The organism is Acinetobacter sp. YH12129, from assembly GCF_013418685.1.
In the GTDB taxonomy this organism is placed as follows: domain Bacteria; phylum Pseudomonadota; class Gammaproteobacteria; order Pseudomonadales; family Moraxellaceae; genus Acinetobacter; species Acinetobacter amyesii.
Window position 1 is genome coordinate 43,969 of the sequence record NZ_VPBP01000013.1, and the last position, 19,525, is coordinate 63,493.

Here is a 19,525-nt window from a genome sequence, read left to right on the forward strand (position 1 = left end):
TTTAATTGAAAAGTAAAGGTAGCTTTTGCGCTGATTTTTATTATTTTTTGGAGTTATAACATGTCTAAAGGTCAAACTTTACAAGATCCGTTCTTAAATTCTCTCCGTAAAGAACGTATTCCAGTGTCGATCTTCCTTGTAAACGGTATTAAATTGCAAGGTCATATTGAATCTTTCGACCAATACGTTGTTTTATTAAAAAATACTGTAAGCCAAATGGTTTACAAACACGCTATTTCAACTGTTGTTCCAGCACGTAACCCACGTCCTGCTGGTGCTCCTGCTGGTGCTCAAGGCGCTGCCGGCTTCGGTGGTCAACAAGGCGGCTTCGGCGGTCAACAAGGTGGCTTCGGTGGTCAAGGTGGCTTTGGTGGTCAAGGTGGCTTCGGTGGTCAAGGTGGCTTCGGTGGCCAAGGTGGCTTCGGTGGTCAAGGTGGTTTTGGCTCTCAAGGTGGCTTTGGTGGTCAAGGTGGCTTCGGTGGTCAAAGTGGTTTCGGCGGTCAAAATGCTGGTTTTGATGGCGAAACTAAATTTGAAGATGCTCAAGACGACGAAAACAACAATCGTTAATTGAATTAAAAAAACCTCCCAAATGGGAGGTTTTTTTTGCCTATAAAAGAGTAGATTGTTTTCACAAAGGGTATGTAATAATTACTAAAGTGCTGAATGATGATAAGAATCGACATAAAAAAACCAGCCGAAGCTGGTTTTTTGTTTATTCACTTATTTCTTTTTACGATCTAGAGTAGGATCTTTAATTTCAACATAGGCATTGTTGCGAATTTCACGTAACCAGCTGTCCAGTTCAGTGTCAAATTGACGCTCACCTAAAATCTGACGGGCCATACGTTCTTGTACTTCATGTGTCATATCTTGTTGACGTGTATCGGTCACTTGAAGGATGTGCCAACCAAACTGTGACTGAAAAGGCTTGCTGATTTCACCTTTCGCTGTTGATTTCATCATTGCTTCAAATTCTGGAACCATAACACCTGGGCTAACCCAACCTAAACTACCACCATTGGCAGCAGAACCAGTGTCATTCGAGAACGTTGAAGCCAAGACCGCAAAATTTTCACCCTTTTGTAGGCGATTATACAAGTTGTCGATCATTTGCTTGGCATTTTCAGGACTCACGACCTCAGATGGTTGAATCAGGATATGGCGAGTTTGGTATTGAGGAACAATGGCTTTTTGTTCGCCACTTTTACGGTCGACCAATTTTAAAACATGAACGCCATCACGTACTGAAATTAGTTCAGTGGTTTGACCGACTTGCAAAGGTGCTACACGTGCAGCAAGTTCATCTGGAATATCAGATAAGTTGCGGAAGCCCATATCTGCACCGTCAACTTTAATGTCTTTGGTGCTGTATTTGTTGGTAATCGCTTTAACATCGTTACTTGCTGCCAGTTCTTTGCGAATGTCTTCAGCGATTTTAACGGCATTATCACTGCTAGCAACGCGTACATGTAAGACGTGGACTTGATTACCTAGCGCAGCTTGACCTTGTGGTGAACTTAAGAAGTTTTTCACATCTTGGTCACTGATTTGAATACGAGAAGTGACCAACTGTTGGCGTAAGCGTTGTAACGCGATGTCTTCAGCGATGCGTGCACGTAAACCTGCATAGGTATTTGGTGCAACAGCATCTAATTTTTGCTGAAACGCTTCCAAGCTTGGAGAGCCGGCATCTTTCGCAACTTTAAGTACGGCTTCATTGAGTGATTTTTCATCCGCTTTGACGTTATAGCGTTTCACTTGTTCAAGCTGTGCTTGGCGCGTAATCAGCTGTTCTAAAGCTTGTTGCTGCAAGTATTCGGTCGGTGGGATGGTTTGTTTTTTTGCTTGAAGTTGGTGAGTAATTTCGGCAATGCTTTGATCAAGATCACTACGTAGAATCACGCTATTGTCAACGACAGCTACAATTTCATCTTTAGGTTGCGCAGCAGCAAATACAGATACAGAAGTCGATAGGCAAAGTGCCAAGGCTGACGCTTTAAAAATTTGTTTTAACTGTTTTGTCTTCATTAACGTTCTGTCCAAGATTGATTAATATTGTTAAAACCCAACACTCGGTTTTCAAGCAAAGAGGTTAATTTATTGTTGAAGCCACCTAAACCTTTTAGGGTGAACTCCGCCATAATGGCACGTTTTGGTTTAACATCTGAAGATGTTACATCATCTAAATCGTTATAGTACGAACGACCATAAACTGAAACACCCCAGCAGCATGACTCGTAGTTCACACCAAGTAAATATTCACGCGCAATACTGTTGTCGAGGTCATATTGTGCATGACCGATAATACGCCAGTTATTGTGAATAGGTTGAATAAACGATGCTACTGCTTGGTCATAGCTGTCTTGGCGATTCGGAATGTCTTTACGATAGAAATAACCGACATTGTATAAATTGCCTTTATTTCCTGTGTAATACATTTGAATATCGCGCTGAGCATTATCACCATTCGCCATCCATGCAGAATTGGCATTCACACTGATGCTGTCAGATAGTTGGCTAGAAATGCTCACGACAGGGCCGGTATGGCGTTCGGTATCAAATTTATCAGAGACGTTGTTTAGAGTGACGCGACGGTCTTCAAAATAGAAACTTTGACCAACGCTGGCTTTTAAACGCTCAAGACCAACATCATCAAATAAACTATAGCTCAAGCCTAGAGATGCGAAGTTGTTGTCTTCTAAACGGTCATTACCATAGAACCGACGCGGGCTAAACAATTGGTCATAATTAATTGACGCTGTGGTTGAGTCAAAGTTCGGGTTAGTGTCTTGGTTTTTGTATGGAGAATACGCATAAAAGAAACGTGGCGTTAAGGTTTGTAGATAACGACCTTCGCGCTCCATCACAAGACCCGCATCTAAAGTTAATTGCGGTACAATGACCGATTTACTTTCACTACTAGAGTGATTGTTATTTGTATTTGCACGATCAACGGTATCTTGGTCGTAAATCGTGTTGACGTTACGAATAGACACTTCTGGGATTACAAAAGACCATGGGTTACGATAGTTATAACGCACACTAAAGTCGTTATAAATACGTGCACCACTTGGCTCATACATTGTCGCATCACTATTGTTTTGCGGAATATTATCGCCACGCAGATTCTTTTTAAAATAAGCCGTATCGTTGTTGAATTCGTACTGTAAGCCGAGAGGATTACCAGTCTTGTAGTTCAGTAGGAATTGCGGCAAACGCGCATACGGACGGTCTTCATCACTGACAGTTTTATCCAGTGTTTGGAAGTTTTCAACTTTGAGCTGTGCTTTTAGCCCAGGGATACCATTTTTATAATTGAGTTCCCATGCACGGCGTAAGTTCAGGTCAGTTTTTGAGTTTGGATTGTTATTGAGATCTGAGAAATAGTCTTTATCAGATGCATAATTGTATTCTAAATTGGTTGTAAATTGATCGTTAATTTTCCAGTTATGAAGGAAATGTAAGTCTTTACGATCCTGATCATCATACTTTTGGTCGGATGGTAAATAACCACCCCACACCATAGCTGAACCAAAGTTTTTGGTCAAATAACGGAATTCACCTTCCATCATTGCACCGCGGTCTGCGATATAACGCGGCGTTACCGTAGCATCATAGTTTGGTGCAAGATTCAGATAAATCGGTACCGCAAGCTCAATACCACCGTCATTGGTAAAACCAAAGCTCGGGGTCAAAATACCAGTGGTACGACGGTCATCAATCGGGAAGTTGAAATAGGGCACAGCCATCACAGGTACGTTTTTTACATATAATGTTGTACCTTTGGTTTCACCGCGGCCAGTTTCTTGATTCAGCTTAATTTTGTCTGCTTGAATTTTCCACGTTGGTTTTTCATCGGGTGGACAGGTGGTATAAACCGCATTTTCTAATTCAAGGGTTTCGGTTGAAGTACGCGAAATTTTTTCAGCACGACCATGCGCATGCTGCTGTTCAGCAATAAAGAAGCTGTTATTTAAATCACCCTGTTGGGTTTTTAAATTGTAATCAATTGAGTCACTTTGAGAGATCAGCCCAAACTGTGCCATTTGCACGCGGCCAGAAGCATTGGCGTAGGTTTGGGTTTTATCAATTTTGATTTGATCGGCACGAATTTGACGACCTTCTTGGTCAATCAGAACATTACCTTCAAGAATGGAGTCGCCATTCGGGTCAAAATGACCATAGTCTGCGGTAATGGTTGAAGTTGCATCTTCAGGTGCGACTGCTTTCGTTGTTGGAGCAACTGGGGTAATCCAGGTGCCTGTACAAAACGCAGAACTTAATTGATTGGTGTTGCGAATCTGTGCTTCAGGTGCAGATTTATCGACATAATATTGTTCGAAGAACTGCTGCCCAGGGTAAGCTTCTGAAATGTTTTGTTTGAGTTGTTCTGTATCGTCATCCGTGGACGGGTTTGAAACAGGTGCTGCATAGCTTGGTAACGAGCTACCACATAGAAGGGTTAAGATCGCAGTCGCTAAAGGATTAAATTTAAACTGATGCTTCATTTGTCTCATTAACCAGGTATGCTTAATCGCAATTAATTATTGTCGCATCATAGAGAAAAAGTTGATAAGTAGCTACACTTAGCACTTTAAAAACTCAGCCTGTATTAGAATTTATCGCAAATGAATACACAACGTGAACAATTGATACAAACATGGATTTCATCTGTACTCGATTCAGATCAATTTGAAATTAACTTCTTAGCAGGCGATGCAAGCTTCCGTCGTTATGCACGAATCAAATTGAATAATAAAACATTTATGCTCATGGATGCACCACCAGAAAAAGAAGATTGTGGTCCTTTTGTGTCGATTGATGAATTTTTTGATGCACATGGCGTGCGTGTACCACATATCGTGGCCAAAGACCTTGATCAAGGCTTCTTATTGTTAGAGGATTTTGGTGATGTTTTATTGTCCACGTTGTTGAATGATCAAACAGTAGACGCACATTATGCTCAAAGTTTTAAACAGTTGATTCAATTACAGTCAATTGATGGTACTGCGCATTTTCCTGCATATACCTATGAAAAGCTGATTTCTGAAATGGAGCTGTTAACCGATTGGTTATTGCCATCTCTACAAGTGCAGCCTACTGAAGAAGAATCGGCACTGATTAAACGTACCTTTGCTATCTTAGCCAATGCTGCATTGGCTCAGCCTCAAGTGATTGTGCATCGTGATTTTCATAGCCGTAATTTGATGGTACTAGATGGTGAGCAAGATCAGGGCGTGATTGATTTCCAAGATGCTGTGATTGGTGCAGATACTTATGATTTGATTTCTATTACACGTGATGCCTATGTGCAGTGGAATGCAGATCGCGTTTATGCATGGTTTAAAACGTTCTATGATTTGTTGCCTGCATCGGCTAAAGATGGTCGTAGCTTTGAGCAATTCAAACAAGACGCCGACCTGATGGCGATTCAACGTCATATCAAAATTTTAGGTATTTTTGTGCGCTTATTTGAGCGTGATGGTAAATCGGGTTATCTCAAAGATTTGCCGCGTGTGATGTGGTATTTACTTGAAGAAAGTAAACCGTATGCAGAATTAAAACCTTTTATGCAATTTATTCAGGCTAAAGTATTGCTGAAATTTGAAGCCAAATACGGCACTTATGAGGTTGTTGCATAATGAAAGCCATGATTTTAGCGGCGGGTCTCGGAAATCGGATGCGCCCTTTAACATTGTATAAGCCAAAGCCTTTGCTTGAAGTGGGTGGAAAACCACTGATTGTTTGGCATATAGAAAAGTTAAAAAAAATTGGCGTAACTGAAATCATCATCAATTCTGCATGGCTTGCAGATATCCTGATTGGTACTTTGGGTGATGGTTCGCAGTTTGGTGTAGATATTCGTTGGACACGTGAAGCGGAAGGTCTGGAAACAGCCGGTGGCATTATTAATGCTTTACCTTTGCTTGGGACAGAACCGTTTATTTTAGTCAATGGTGACGTTTGGACGACCTACGATTTTTCAGCCTTGCTCAATATTGAGCTAAAAGATGACTTGGCACACTTGGTCTATGTGACTAACCCAGCGCAACATCCAAAGGGTGATTTTATCTTGGATGCTGGGCGTAGTTATACCTTTGAGCAAGAACATGCAGGCGAGGCACTCACCTATAGCGGAATCGCAGTTATACATCCAAACATGTTTAATGGATTGGAAGCAGGCAAGCGTCCGCTCGCACCTTTATTGAAACAAGCTATGTTGGATGGAAAAATTTCTGCAGAGAAAATGCAAACTGCGTGGGTTGATGTTGGCACACCTGAGCGTTTAAGTGATCTAGATCTACAGATTCGCCAAGGCATGTACGATTAAGTGCATATTCGCTAAGCGTTAGCTACTGTTCCACGGCTTAGAAATCGGTATACTTCAGTTAATTTTTATTGAGATGTCTTCTTTATGCATCCTTTTTTTCAAGACTTAAAGCAAGGTAGTCAAAAGCTTGGCTTAGATTTGAGTGAAGAAGCATTAAATCTATTGCTGAAATACCAAGATGCCCTAGTGCTGTGGAACAAAGCGTATAACTTGACTGCTATTCGTGATCCTAAAGAAATGTTGGTTAAGCATTTATTGGATAGCTTAAGTATCCTAAATGATTTGCCTGCAGGTCGTTTATTGGATATCGGTACGGGTGGTGGCATGCCGGGCATGATCATTGCACTGTGTCAGCCTGAACGTGAATGTGTGCTTTTAGATGCCAACGGTAAAAAAATTCGATTCTTAAAACAATTTATTGCTGACTTAAAACTAAAAAATGTCATTGCGGTACAAACACGTGTCGAAAATGAAGACAGCATTAATGAACTGGGGCAGTTTGATGTGATCACCAGTCGTGCTTTTGCATCGTTAACGGATTTTGTGGATGCGTCTAAACCGTATATGCATGCGCAAAGTATTATCGCGTCGATGAAAGGCTTAATTCCTGAAGAAGAAGTTGAAACACTGAAAAGTGATTTCAAGATTGATATCGTTGCATTAAAAGTTCCACGACTTGATGAGCAGCGTCATTTAATTTTTCTTAAACGTATTTAAAATTTTCAAAGGACTGGGGTTACCATGGCTCAAATTATTGCGATTGCAAACCAAAAGGGTGGCGTAGGTAAAACCACAACGGCTGTGAACTTGGCTGCATCTTTAGCCATATTAAAAAAACGAGTTTTACTTGTGGACATGGATTCACAAGGCAATGCCACGATGGGTTCGGGCATTCAAAAAAATGATTTGTTGTATTCAGTCACGGATGTCTTACTTGGTGAAGTGCCGATTGAAACCGCTATTTATAAAGCGGAAGTGGGCTATAAGGTTTTAGGTGCAAACCGTGACTTAGCTGGCGTTGAGCTTGCAATTGCAGATCAAGACGGTCGTGAGTTTATTTTACGTGAAGCATTGGCAAGCGTCGAAAAAGACTTCGACTATATTATTGTCGATTGTGCACCAAGTTTAAGTTTGATCACTGTCAATGCACTTGCAGCGGTACGTGCTGTGCTTATTCCAATGCAGTGTGAATATTATGCACTAGAAGGTTTGGCTGACCTAACCCAAACCATTGACCGTATTCAGCAAGCTTTAAACCCAGATCTAGAGATCGTGGGTGTGCTGCGTACCATGTATGATGCGCGTAATGCCTTAACACGTGATGTGTCTGCTGAGCTTGAACAATACTTCGGTCAGAAACTTTATGACACGGTCATTCCGCGTAATATTCGTTTGGCTGAAGCGCCTGCGCACGGTTTGCCAGTGATTTATTTTGAAAAAAGCTCGAAGGGTGCAGTTGCTTATTTGAACTTGGCAGCTGAGATGTTAAAAAAAACCAAAGTAAAAAAAGGAACTAAAGCATGACCGTAAAAAAACGCGGACTGGCTAAAGGTCGTGGTCTGGATGCCTTACTCGGCTCAATCCAAAAAGAAAAACTACAGCTCGAAGCAAAAGCTTTAGATCATGGACAGTTAAAACAAATTGATGTGCATTTATTGAAACGTGGTGAGTATCAACCGCGTCGTTTCATTAAAGAACAAGATTTACAAGAACTTGCTGCATCGATTGAAAAGCATGGCGTCATGCAGCCAATCGTGATTCGTCCTGTTGAAGATGAAAAGCATCCCTACGAAATTATTGCTGGTGAGCGTCGTTGGCGTGCGGCTCAGCTTGCAGGTTTAACCGAAGTTCCAGCCATTGTTCGTGACTTGAGTGACCAAGTGGCAATTGCCTTGGCATTGATTGAAAACATTCAACGTCAAGATCTGAACCCAATCGATCAAGCTATGGCTTTACAACGCTTCCATGACGAGTTCGGTTTAAGTCATCAAGAGATTGCCGATACGGTCGGTAAAGCACGTACCACGATTAGTAACTTGCTACGCCTGTTGTCTTTAGCGGATCAAGTCAAAGACTTTATGCAGCAAGGTTTGTTCGATATGGGGCATGCACGTGCGATCTTGACGTTAAAAGCCAAAGATCAGCTTAAAGTTGCTGAAATGGTGATTGAAAAAAGTATGTCTGTACGTCAAACCGAACAATTTGTTCGTGATTTGAATGCACCAAAACAACAAAAAGCGAAACCAAGTGTTTCATCAGACATTCAGCAACTGACACAACGTCTCTCTGATCGTTTCAGTGCAGATGTGAAAATTGATCATAATAAACAAGGGAAAGGCAAGCTGGTGATTAGCTACCATACTCTTGAAGAGCTAGATGGCATTTTAAATATTTGTCTAGCTGAATAATTTTTAAATTCGATTTATTGGGGAAAATCAAATGTGGGAATTAGTCAAAGCGGGCGGGTGGTTAATGATCCCGCTCGTCATTTGTTCGATCTTTACGGTAGCCATTACCATTGAGCGTTTTATTCGTTTAAAAAAATCAATGGTGTTGCCAAAAGACTTGATGATGAATGTGAACACATCAGTGAAAGATGTGGTGCAGCAGCTAAAGCAAAGTCCAACTTTACAGCAAAGTACATTGGGTCGTGTCTTGGATGCAGGTTTTGCCAGTAAAGATCAAAACGAGCAATATGCACGTGCGCAAATGGAAGTCACAGCGTCACAAGAAATTGGTTATTTAGAAAAAAATATCAACTTTTTGGGCACCTTAAGCGCTGTTGCACCGTTACTAGGTTTGTTGGGTACGGTGATCGGTATTATTGAAGCATTCTTAATAATTGATATTGGTACCAATAGTGATCCAGTGTTGATGATGCCGGGTATTTCTAAAGCCTTGATTACCACTGCTGCCGGTATGTTAATTGCTGTGCCTGCATTATTTGCGCATCGCTATTTCCAACGTTTGGTTCAGGAATATGTGGCTGAGTTAGAACAGCAGTCGACATTGTTTCATGCCGCTTTGTTTTATAAAAAAACACCTGAAGTAGAAAGTCAGGACATTCAGAAAGCCAGCTGAGTGGAGACTGCGCATGAAATTTAAACGTCGTCAGGTTGAAGATATTCATATCAACCTCACACCGATGATTGACTGTTTGATGTTTATTTTGGTGTTCTTGTTGCTCTCGACTACCTTTAATCAGATGAGTCGAATGAACCTCACTTTGCCAGATGCACAAGGTGTTCCACCTAAAAACTATGATCAAAAAATTGAAGTTGTGGTGGATTCATCAGGCCATTATTCTGTCAATGGTCAGTCATTGGCCAGTAAAGAAGTCTCTGATTTGAATACTGCAATTAAACAGACAGCCAATGATCGTCGTGATTTAATGTTTGTGATTGCCGCAGATGCAAAAGCAACACATCAAGATGTGATTCGGGTGATGGATGTTGCAGGTCAACTTGGATTTGTGAATATCAACATCAGTACCAAAGTTCCAACTCGAGGTTATTAGTGAAGCACGATTTTAAGGTCTATTTACGCCTATTAAGTTATTTAAAACCTTTTTGGGGAATCGGCCTGCTGGTTTTGCTTGGTTTCGGTATTAATGCTGCGACAGAAGTTTCTGTCGCAAAATTATTGGAACGCATTATTGAAGCCATTCAAAACAAAGATCAAAGCTTTACAACCTTATTTCCACTCTTGGTGGTTTTATTGATGTTCTTCCGTGGACTCGGTTTGTTCATGGGGGGATATTTTACCGCAGTGATTTCTCGAAACTTAATCTTTAATATTCGTCAGCAAGTGTTCGCAAAACTCATGCGTTTGCCTTCGCAATATTATTTAGATAATTCGAGCGGTCATATCACTGCAAAAATTATGTATAACGTTGAACAGTTGACGGCAGCATCATCTGAGTCACTGAAAACGATTGTACAACAGGGTCTGATTACCATCGCATTATTGGGTTATTTGCTCTATACCAACTGGCGTTTAACTCTGTGTATTTTGATTTTTGGTCCAATTATTGGGCTGATTATCCGTAAAGCATCCAAGCGCATGCGTAAATTATCCATGCAAGTGCAAAGTACCATGGGTGATGTTAACCATGTGGTGCAAGAGACAGTGCAAGGCAACCTAGTGGTTAAGGGCTTTGCAGGGCAAGATTATGAACAAAAACGTTTTTATGAAAGCTCAATGGAGAACTTACGCCGCGGCTTAAAAATGGTTGTGGTGCAACAACTCAATAGCCCAATTGTTCAGTTGATCATGTCGATTGCACTCAGTATCGTGATGTATATCGCGCTACGCCCAGAGATTTTACAAGATACATCAGCAGGTGAGTTTGTAGCGTATATCACTGCCGCAGGTATGTTGAGTAAGCCGATTAAAACCTTAACGGATGTCAATGAAAAACTACAACGAGGCATGGCAGCAGCTTATTCAGTTTTTGAATTGCTTGATATGCCTGAAGAAGTAAATAACGGCACGCTTAAGCCTGCTTTGAAAGGTGATGTCGAATTTAAAAATGTTAATTTGATCTATGCCGATGGTCACCATGCGATTCATGACTTCAATTTAAAAGTGAATGCAGGACAAACCGTTGCATTGGTTGGACGTTCGGGTGCAGGTAAAACCTCACTGGTCAATCTGTTGGTGCGTTACCAAGAGGTATCCTCAGGCCAATTGTTGCTTGATCAGCATGATATTCACGACATAGAACTTAATAGCTTGCGTACTCAGATTTCGATGGTCAATCAGCAAGTGGTTTTGTTTAACCGAACAGTGCGTGAAAATATTGCTTATGGACAGCTCGAGCATGCAACAGATGAGCAAGTTATTGCTGCTGCCAAAGCTGCATTTGCGCATGATTTTATAATGGATTTACCGCAAGGTTATGACACGCCATTGGGTGCGCAAGGTTTAAATCTGTCCGGTGGTCAACGTCAACGGATTGCGATTGCGCGTGCCATTTTGAAAAATGCACCGATTTTAATTTTAGATGAAGCGACTAGTGCGCTGGATAATGAATCTGAATTTTATATTCAGCAAGCATTTGACGCTGCGATGCAAGATCGTACCACGATCGTGATTGCACATCGTTTATCGACCATTGAAAATGCAGACTGTATTGTAGTGATGGATAAAGGGCGTATTATTGAACAAGGTTCGCATACGGAATTGATGGCACAACGTGGTGCATATTACCAACTTCATCAGCGTAATTTTGAGGAAAATTAAGTCATGTTTTTTGCACAATTGATTCAGGATGCTTGGAATGAACAGGCAAAGTGGCTCGTTGTGTTTAGACCTTTGTCATGGCTTTATCGTGGCGGCTTTTTACTCAATAAAAAACTCTATCAATCGGGTATTAAGCAAAGCTATAAAGCGCCTATTCCAGTCATGGTCATTGGAAACATCACAGTGGGTGGAAGTGGTAAAACCCCATTGCTCATTCATTTGGTCAGTTATTTGAATAGCTTAAAGCTGCGTGTTGGTGTGATCAGTCGTGGCTATGGTGGTCAAGGACCATTTCCGGCCTATGTGGATTTAGACTCGACGGCTGAAATCGTGGGTGATGAACCGAGCTTAATCGTTCAATCTACTGGCGTGCCGATGGCAGTCGGTCCAAACCGCCAGCAGAGTATTGAATTGCTGCTGTCTAAGCATGAATTGGATTTGATTATCTGCGATGATGGTTTACAGCATTGGGCGCTTCAACGCCAGTTGGAGTGGATCGTACTGGATAATAACCGTGGTTTAGGCAATGAAAAATTATTACCTGAAGGTTATTTGCGTGAACCGAAAAAGCGCCTTGCCAGTGGGACGGTCATTGAACATTCAGCAGATCCAAGTTCTCCACTGAATATGCACTTAGAAGCGGCGCAGCCTTATTTGCTCAATAAAGATCTTGTGACGACATTTGATGCAAATAAAGATTTTTATGCTGTGGTGGGTATCGGCTTTCCGCAACGCTTTTATAAAACCTTAGAAAATATGGGGATTCATCAATTTCAATGTCATGAATTCCCAGATCATTATGAATATGAACTGAGTGATTTGCAGTTTGAAGATGCCAATCCCATCATTACCACTGAAAAAGATGCAGTTAAAATTTTAGCGATCCTCAAAAATAATCCAGATTTTAAAAGAGAAATATGGGTTGTTCCTGTTGATGCAGTGTTATCACCTGCGTGTTATGAAACTTTGCATGCACAGTTGAAACAACTGGGTCTGAAACTTCCCGAAGGCATTTAATTTATGAAACATATTGTTATTCCTGCACGTTTTTCAAGTTCACGTTTACCAGGTAAGCCATTGCTTGAAATTCACGGCCGTCCGATGATTTTACGTGTAGTCGATCAAGCCAAAAAAGTTGCAGGATTCGATGATCTTTGTGTTGCTACAGATGATGAACGTATTGCCGCAGTGTGTCGTGCGGAAGGGGTTGATGTGGTATTGACCTCTACAGAGCATCCATCTGGGACAGATCGTTTAAGTGAAGTTGCGCGTATCAAAGGTTGGGCAAGTGATGACATTATTGTCAATGTGCAGGGTGATGAACCTTTGCTTCCCGCTCAATTGGTAAAGCAAGTTGCACAATTACTCGTTGATCAGCCGACATGTTCAATGTCGACACTCTGCGAGCCGATTCATAGTCTAGATGAGTTTCAACGTGACAGTATCGTCAAAGTGGTGATGTCAAAGCACAATCAAGCGCTGTATTTCAGTCGTGCGACTATTCCGTATGACCGTGATGGTGCAAAGCTAGCTGAACAAACCTTGCATGATCAGGCTTATCGTCATTTAGGTCTTTATGCATACCGCGTAAAACTGCTTCAAGAATATGTCACTTGGGATATGGGGGTGCTAGAAAAATTAGAAAGCCTTGAACAATTACGCGTTTTGGAAAATGGTCACCGTATTGCCATTGCTGTGGCAGAAGCGAACCTACCACCGGGCGTAGACACTCAAGCTGACCTTGATCGTTTGAACCAAATGGATGTTTCAAACTTCGAATAAGGTTAAACGATTTATGCAAAATGACATTGTGGCGCAAGTGTACCCTTGGCAGCAAAATACATGGAATACATTAACCAGCCGTTTTCCACAACTGGGACATGGCGTGCTTTTGTATGGCAAAAAAGGCTGTGGTAAAGAGGCATTTGCAAAACAATTTCTTGCTTGGGTGCTGTGTCAAAAACGTGATGAGCGAACTGAGCCATGTGGTGAGTGTGGGAGTTGCCAGTGGTTAAAGTCAGATACACATCCAAATTTTGTCCATATCAGTACAGATGAAGACAATAAAAAGCAAAACGCCAAAATTAAAATCGAGAAAATTCGTGATTTATTGCCTTTTGTACAGCAAACCGTAGACGGTTGGCGAGTTGTGTTGATTGAGCCTGCTGAAGCATTAAACATTGCATCATCAAATGCATTGCTGAAAACATTGGAAGAGCCGGGCGAGCGGATTGTGATTATGTTATTGGCAGAGCATTATTTGAAATTGCCGGCAACCATTCGCAGTCGAATGCAGCACTATGCATTGGATCGTATTGAACCGGAACAATCACAGCAATATTTACAGCAGCATTTGCCCGATAGTGGTGAAACCCAGCGCAAAGTTCTCATGAACTTAGCTAGTCAAATGCCATTACAAGCGATTTCATTGGCAAGTAGTGAATGGCTAAATATGCGCCAAGAGTTTCTACAAGATTGGCAAAAACTTGTGACACAAAAAAATATGCCGATGGCAATTGCGACCAAGTGGAATAAAGCTCTGAGTTTTAGTGATTTTAGTCAAATGTTTGAATACTTGTTGTCCGATATAATTTGTGTCAAGCTAAATCAATCCATAAAAAATATAGATTTGGATTTTGGGGTGTTGGCAGAGCAATATTCGCTCGAAACACTCTTTGGGATTTATACAGAATTACAGCAGTCTAAGCAGTTCATTGAGCAGAACGTACAGGGGAATCTGGTCGTAGATGAGCTTTGCATCAAACTGATGAATGTTTAATTAAGGGGAAACATCATGCAACCACGTATGGGCGGGATCGTTCACGCTAATATTCCAGATGTGGAAACACTTTTTGCGAGCTACATGCCTTATGTCGTTGGTGGCGGTTTATTTGTACCATCAAAGCAAGCTGTGAAAATGGGTGATGAGGTTTTCTTATTGGCGACTTTGCCTGAACAAAGTATAAAAATTCCTTTGACAGGGAAAGTGATTTGGATTTCGCAAAAGCAAAATGGCATTAAACCACAAGGCTTTGGAATTCAATTAAGCGGCGAAAAAGGCGTTTATTTCAAAACAGAAGCAGAACGTTTACTTGCAGGGCTTAAATCTGAGGGGCGTAGAAGTTACACTATGTAGTTACAACAGTGAAGACTTGTAGGTACATATTGTGTTTGTAGATACCCATTGCCATTTAACCATGCTTGACTTAAGCCCTTATGAGGGTAATTTAGATCTTGCATTGGATCAGGCTCGTCAAGCCGGGGTCTCAAAATTTATGAGTATCTCGGTTGATCTAGATGACCATATCGAACTTTCAAAAATTGCATCACGTCATGCTGATGTGGGTTATTCCGTTGGGGTTCACCCATGTGAAGATCCTGCAACGATGGCTCGGGCAACAGAAGAATATCTCATTGAATTAGCACAACCTGAAAAGGTTTGGGCGATTGGTGAAACAGGGCTGGACTATTTTCATAGTACAGACTTTATTGCAGAGCAAAAAGAATGCTTTGCCCGCCATATTCACGCATCACAAGCTGTAAAAAAACCAGTGGTTGTTCATACCCGTTCTGCAAAGCATGATACGGTGGATATTATCCGTGCAGAGAAATCCACTCACGGTATTTTGCATTGTTTTACTGAAGATTGGGAAACGGCAAAAGCGGTCTTAGATTGCGGTTATTACGTGTCATTTTCAGGCATTGTTTCTTTTAAAAATGCACAAGATTTGCGTGATGTGGCCAAGCAAGTGCCACTGGATCGAGTGCTCATTGAAACAGATAGTCCATATCTTGCACCGATGCCCTATAGAGGAAAGTCTAATGAACCAAAATACGTTCCTTATGTAGCCAAAGCCTTAAGTGATGTATATGATAAGTCAATTGAAGAGATGGCTTTCATTACAATGCAAAACTTTGAAAATCTCCTCAATCTTAAGTAAATAATTTGAATTGATATAAGAGTAAGAGAGTATAGGGTGAAGATGGATCGTCAAGCTCAGTTTAGAGCAAGAGAGGCATTAATTTTCCAAGTGGCAGAGCAGCTGCTATTGGAAAATGGCGAAGCAGGGATGACACTAGATGCGCTAGCGGCAGAACTCGACTTGGCAAAAGGGACGTTATATAAACATTTTCAAAGTAAAGATGAACTATATATGTTGCTCATTATTCGTAATGAACGCATGTTATTGGAAATGATTAAAGACACCGATAAAGCTTTTCCTGAACACCTTGCTTTCTTTATGTTGCATCACTTACATCACCCAGAACGTACAGTGTTGTTTCACCAAATTGAAGAGCGTTTATCGACAACGGGTGTGGGTATTCAGCACTTGTTTAGTGAACTATATCAAGTGCGCAAACAACGCCTACGATTGATCATTCGTATGACTGAGCGTTATTTGGAGTCGATTCAAAGTAGCATGCCAGTACGTGATTATCTTGCTTCGATTTGGTCACTTACACATGGCGCCGCAGCAATTTTGAACTCTAGTTTTTATCAGCGTTATTTGGGTTCAAGAGACACCTTGCGGGTTGCTTATATTGATCAAGCCTTGGCCTTACCAAAACAAGTGCATGCGGTTGCTCAATTCGCTTAAAGGCTGCTTATGAAAAGTGCATCACCATCATCGGTTCGTGGATTCACCCTCGTAGAATTGATGGTGGTGATTGTGATTATGGGCATCATGGCCTCATTGGTGCTTTTAAATATCGGTGGGACAGATCAACGCAAAGCCATGCAGGCACGTGAAGTGTTTGTAATGGATCTGAAACGAATTTTACGCGATGCAAATGATCAAGCTTTGATATTGGCCTTACAGCAAAACGCTGGAACGGATGTCAACACGCAAAGCTATGCGGTACAAGAATATTTACCAGAACAAAAACGTGTAGAAAATAGTATTTTAAATCAGAATAATAAATGGCAAAACTATAAAGATTTTGAAACCCGAGTATTACCTGAAAATGTCTCTTTTACGATTCAGCCTTTAGATCAGCAGTATGCAAATGCCAATAATGATGATTTGTTAAATACCAATGCACCCAAGTTGATTTGGTTGGGCAATGGTGAGGTAAAGCCTGTGCGTATACAGTTTTATTTTGAAGAACGTCCCATTGGTAATGAAATCGAAATCGATCATTTAGGGAAAGTTAATGCGGGCTAAAGGGTTTACACTACTTGAAGTCATGGTGGCATTGGCGATTTTTGCGACTGCGGCAATGGCTTTGTCTAATGTTGCGATGCAATATACACAGTCGACAGCACACGCAATTTTAAGAAATAAAGCACAATTTGTCGCGTTGAATGAAATCGCTAAGATGGAAATCAATCGTGAATGGATGACGGGTACTGCATCTAAACAAGTCACTGAACAAGGCGAACAATGGCAAATTGACAAAAAAGCCCAAGCCACCATTAGTCCAAATGTACAACGGATTGATATCCAAGTGAGTTTGATGAATGCTGAAACAGGCGATGTTGAAGCAGGGATTAGCAGTTTGGTGTTCTTTAACTATAAGGCTCCGTTGGATGAAAATAATAACTAGAAAAAAACGTACATCTCAAGATATGCCTGTGCTTGTACAGCAAGGAATGAAGAATCAAGCAGGATTTACCTTAGTTGAGCTTTTGGTTGCGATTGCTATTTTCGCAGTGCTGTCTGCTTTGGGTTGGAAGGTTTTTGATTATGTCTCGAAAGTGAAGGAACGAAACGCAACCCATGAGGCAAGGCTGAGTCAGTTGCAAGATGCCCATCAGCAAATTCTCAGAGACACAGTACAAGCTGTGCCCTTAACTGCCAATATTAATGGAGATATTCAACCAGCGTTAGTATTGCAAAATGGCCGATTTAATTTCAGTAAGACAGGTGTCACTGATCCATTAAATCAGGGCATTGCACCTGACGAGCGAGTGGAATATCAATACAAAGCTGATGAAAAAAAATTGTATCGGCTAAAATTTAAAAATCTCAACCAAACGGGGCATGATCAGCCAGATTCGAGTGTTTTACTGGATAATATTGAACAATATAAAATCACGGTACTCAATCCAAATGAGTTGGACAGTTGGCCAGATTCAGCTGCAGATATGAATAATGAAAAAACCATACAACTGTTACCACGCGGTATCAGGATGCAACTCACAGTCGATGGGACAGACTATGAATGGCTATTCAGTTTGTTAAATACTGATTTTTTATTGGATAAAAATAAGAATGGTTAACGGTCAGGTTGTGGGGTCATTTGAAGTTCGGAGTTGCTTATGAAACAGCAACGCGGCATTGCTTTATTAACCATCCTGATGATGGTGGCTTTGGCAACCATTGTTGCAGCAGGCATCGCAAAACAACAAGCCAATACTTCTGAAAATACCGCCTACGTGATGCGCCAAAATCAATCGATGTTATATGCGAAAAGTGCCGAAGCATTTTTTGCCGAACTTCTGGTAAATGATGCTGAAAATGCAGGGCAGGTGGATCATTTACAAGAAAATTGGGCTCAGCCTATGCCAGCCTTTCCTGTGGAAGGTGGAACTGTTGCAGGTGTGCTCCAAGATGAATCTGGCAAATTTAACCTCAATAGTTTGGTTTCAGAGGAGGGTGTGGTAAATGACAAAGCAAAGTTATGGTTTGAAAAAATATTGCAGCGTGTTGGTTTACCCGCAGAATTAAGTCAAGCTGTGATCGATTGGCAAGATGAAGATGATGAGACCTCTGGCCCGATGGGAGCTGAACTGGCGTACTATCGTGGTTTAAATAATGCGGCACTACCGCCAAATGCAAAATTTCATAGTGTGGAAGAGTTGAAATCAGTCCGTGGTTTTGAAGGTGCTCAATATAAACTGATTGCACCCTATGTGAGTAGCTTGCCCTCGCATGAAACAACGGTAAACATTAATACCGCTCCTGCATTTTTGTTGGCAACCATGGATGATCGTTTAGATGTCAATGCAGTCGAACAAGCTTTGCAACAAAAAGCTGCCAAATTTGAACATTTTGAAAATATCAATGATTTATGGGCAATGGAGCCATTTGCACAGGTGAGCACAGAAAATCGAGAAGTTTTAAACTCACAATTGGGTGTGCAGTCGAACTATTTTAAAGCGCAAATTGAAATTATTTTAAATGAAAGAAAGCGTCAATTTACCAGTGAGTTAGTGCGAAAAGATAAAGATGTATATGTGGCTTTTCGCAGTATGGCACCATTTTAGGTCTTAAATATCGCTAAATTTTCATGATGCCTTTTCCCAATTGTGCTGAACAGCAAAATTAATGCCTCTTGTTAGACTTTTGCATTATAATCTCTGAGAACCCATAGATTATTTGATTGCATTACGACATATGTTAATTCGTAAGTTATTTAAGTTTGAAAACGCGCATATCGTGCGTAATTGCACGTCAGACCGCTGCAAACGTTCCATTCATGGACACAGTTATAAAGTCGAACTATTACTCAAAGCGTCGAAACTTGACCATGGACAAATGGTTTACGATTTCGGTTTGCTCAAAGGGGTTATTAAAGACTTATTTGACAGTTTTGATCACGCGATTTGTTTTTGGCAACACGATGATACTGAGTACATTCGTGCCTGCAAACAGTTCAGTGCACGTTGGGTTGAACTACCCGTATCGCCCTCAGCAGAACAGTTTTCACGAATCTTCTTTTATTTAGCACAACAAGTTCTAAAATCAACAGAAACTCAAAATGGTGAGGGTGATGTTGAGGTGTATTCTGTGATTGTGCATGAGACAGACACAGGCTATGCGCAAAGCTTCTTAGAAGATATCAACAACGCACAAATGGGGTTGTTGCAGTTAGATCAAATTATCTTCTCCGAACAGGTTCAGTCGGAATGGAACGATACCCAGATGTATGAAAAATTAAAACAGGGTCAAAAATTTTTAAACCCTGCAGTTGATTTACAAGTTAAAATTTAAGTAAATATTT

The 19,525-nt window shown here is 41.0% G+C and carries 22 protein-coding genes; 20 read left to right on the forward strand and 2 right to left on the reverse strand.

Features of this window, described 5'->3' with window-relative positions:
- Positions 1–60 precede the first annotated feature (60 nt).
- Positions 61–570 carry an RNA chaperone Hfq gene (gene hfq / locus FTU65_RS08610; RefSeq protein ID WP_168378882.1) on the forward strand — a complete coding sequence of 170 codons (510 nt, stop codon included), beginning with the start codon at positions 61–63 and terminating at the stop codon, positions 568–570.
- 153 nt (positions 571–723) lie between these two features.
- On the opposite strand, the gene FTU65_RS08615 is transcribed toward hfq, so the two are convergent.
- A complete protein-coding gene (locus FTU65_RS08615) occupies positions 724–2,031 on the reverse strand; it encodes a peptidylprolyl isomerase (protein WP_180065248.1) in 1,308 nt (435 codons plus the stop codon).
- Entirely contained in the window at positions 2,031–4,511 is a 2,481-nt protein-coding gene (locus FTU65_RS08620) for an LPS-assembly protein LptD (RefSeq protein ID WP_180065249.1), read from the reverse strand. Before FTU65_RS08620 ends, FTU65_RS08615 begins: the two co-directional genes overlap by 1 nt.
- Positions 4,512–4,631: 120 nt before the next feature.
- Here FTU65_RS08620 and FTU65_RS08625 point away from each other — a divergent pair, with 120 nt between their 5' ends.
- The 19 genes from FTU65_RS08625 to FTU65_RS08715 all read left to right on the forward strand — a co-directional run bounded on the left by FTU65_RS08625 (position 4,632) and on the right by FTU65_RS08715 (position 19,515).
- On the forward strand, positions 4,632–5,645 hold the full coding sequence (locus FTU65_RS08625; RefSeq protein WP_180065250.1) for an aminoglycoside phosphotransferase family protein: 1,014 nt from the start codon (positions 4,632–4,634) through the stop codon (positions 5,643–5,645).
- The gene (murU, locus tag FTU65_RS08630; RefSeq protein ID WP_180065251.1) at positions 5,645–6,334 is read left to right on the forward strand and encodes an N-acetylmuramate alpha-1-phosphate uridylyltransferase MurU; all 690 of its coding nucleotides are present in this window, start codon (positions 5,645–5,647) and stop codon (positions 6,332–6,334) included. Before FTU65_RS08625 ends, murU begins: the two co-directional genes overlap by 1 nt.
- A gap of 84 nt (positions 6,335–6,418) precedes the next feature.
- A complete protein-coding gene (gene rsmG, locus FTU65_RS08635) occupies positions 6,419–7,051 on the forward strand; it encodes a 16S rRNA (guanine(527)-N(7))-methyltransferase RsmG (RefSeq protein WP_180003083.1) in 633 nt (210 codons plus the stop codon).
- Between the two features lie 24 nt (positions 7,052–7,075).
- On the forward strand, positions 7,076–7,858 hold the full coding sequence (locus FTU65_RS08640; RefSeq protein WP_078188958.1) for a ParA family protein: 783 nt from the start codon (positions 7,076–7,078) through the stop codon (positions 7,856–7,858).
- Complete coding sequence (locus FTU65_RS08645) at positions 7,855–8,742, forward strand: ParB/RepB/Spo0J family partition protein (protein ID WP_180065252.1); 888 nt, start codon at positions 7,855–7,857, stop codon at positions 8,740–8,742. Before FTU65_RS08640 ends, FTU65_RS08645 begins: the two co-directional genes overlap by 4 nt.
- Positions 8,743–8,773: 31 nt before the next feature.
- On the forward strand, positions 8,774–9,415 hold the full coding sequence (locus tag FTU65_RS08650) for a MotA/TolQ/ExbB proton channel family protein (RefSeq protein WP_180040230.1): 642 nt from the start codon (positions 8,774–8,776) through the stop codon (positions 9,413–9,415).
- Positions 9,416–9,428: 13 nt separating this feature from the next.
- On the forward strand, positions 9,429–9,851 hold the full coding sequence (locus FTU65_RS08655; RefSeq protein WP_180022523.1) for a biopolymer transporter ExbD: 423 nt from the start codon (positions 9,429–9,431) through the stop codon (positions 9,849–9,851).
- A complete protein-coding gene (msbA, locus tag FTU65_RS08660; RefSeq protein ID WP_180054581.1) occupies positions 9,851–11,578 on the forward strand; it encodes a lipid A export permease/ATP-binding protein MsbA in 1,728 nt (575 codons plus the stop codon). The genes FTU65_RS08655 and msbA overlap by 1 nt, the downstream gene beginning before the upstream one ends.
- A 3-nt stretch (positions 11,579–11,581) precedes the next feature.
- On the forward strand, positions 11,582–12,595 hold the full coding sequence (gene lpxK / locus FTU65_RS08665) for a tetraacyldisaccharide 4'-kinase (RefSeq protein ID WP_180054578.1): 1,014 nt from the start codon (positions 11,582–11,584) through the stop codon (positions 12,593–12,595).
- A 3-nt stretch (positions 12,596–12,598) separates the two neighbouring features.
- Complete coding sequence (gene kdsB, locus FTU65_RS08670) at positions 12,599–13,360, forward strand: 3-deoxy-manno-octulosonate cytidylyltransferase (protein ID WP_180010302.1); 762 nt, start codon at positions 12,599–12,601, stop codon at positions 13,358–13,360.
- A 13-nt stretch (positions 13,361–13,373) separates the two neighbouring features.
- Positions 13,374–14,357 (forward strand): DNA polymerase III subunit delta', encoded by a 984-nt coding sequence (locus tag FTU65_RS08675; protein ID WP_180010303.1) that lies wholly within the window; start codon positions 13,374–13,376, stop codon positions 14,355–14,357.
- 15 nt (positions 14,358–14,372) lie between these two features.
- Positions 14,373–14,714, forward strand: a complete 342-nt coding sequence (locus FTU65_RS08680; RefSeq protein ID WP_111885061.1) for a PilZ domain-containing protein — start codon at positions 14,373–14,375, stop codon at positions 14,712–14,714.
- Between the two features lie 31 nt (positions 14,715–14,745).
- Positions 14,746–15,519: a TatD family hydrolase gene (locus FTU65_RS08685; RefSeq protein ID WP_168378895.1), complete on the forward strand. Its 774-nt coding sequence runs from the start codon at positions 14,746–14,748 to the stop codon at positions 15,517–15,519.
- Between the two features lie 42 nt (positions 15,520–15,561).
- Positions 15,562–16,176, forward strand: coding sequence for a TetR/AcrR family transcriptional regulator (locus FTU65_RS08690; RefSeq protein ID WP_168378896.1), 615 nt, complete (start codon positions 15,562–15,564; stop codon positions 16,174–16,176).
- A gap of 9 nt (positions 16,177–16,185) precedes the next feature.
- Positions 16,186–16,743: a type II secretion system protein gene (locus tag FTU65_RS08695; RefSeq protein WP_180010304.1), complete on the forward strand. Its 558-nt coding sequence runs from the start codon at positions 16,186–16,188 to the stop codon at positions 16,741–16,743.
- Positions 16,733–17,125 carry a type II secretion system minor pseudopilin GspI gene (gene gspI / locus FTU65_RS08700; RefSeq protein ID WP_078188947.1) on the forward strand — a complete coding sequence of 131 codons (393 nt, stop codon included), beginning with the start codon at positions 16,733–16,735 and terminating at the stop codon, positions 17,123–17,125. Before FTU65_RS08695 ends, gspI begins: the two co-directional genes overlap by 11 nt.
- A 46-nt stretch (positions 17,126–17,171) precedes the next feature.
- Positions 17,172–17,801, forward strand: a complete 630-nt coding sequence (gspJ, locus tag FTU65_RS08705; RefSeq protein WP_180003180.1) for a type II secretion system minor pseudopilin GspJ — start codon at positions 17,172–17,174, stop codon at positions 17,799–17,801.
- A gap of 39 nt (positions 17,802–17,840) precedes the next feature.
- Entirely contained in the window at positions 17,841–18,788 is a 948-nt protein-coding gene (gene gspK / locus FTU65_RS08710; protein ID WP_078193662.1) for a type II secretion system minor pseudopilin GspK, read from the forward strand.
- A gap of 130 nt (positions 18,789–18,918) precedes the next feature.
- Complete coding sequence (locus FTU65_RS08715) at positions 18,919–19,515, forward strand: 6-carboxytetrahydropterin synthase (protein ID WP_180066658.1); 597 nt, start codon at positions 18,919–18,921, stop codon at positions 19,513–19,515.
- Positions 19,516–19,525: the final 10 nt, after the last annotated feature.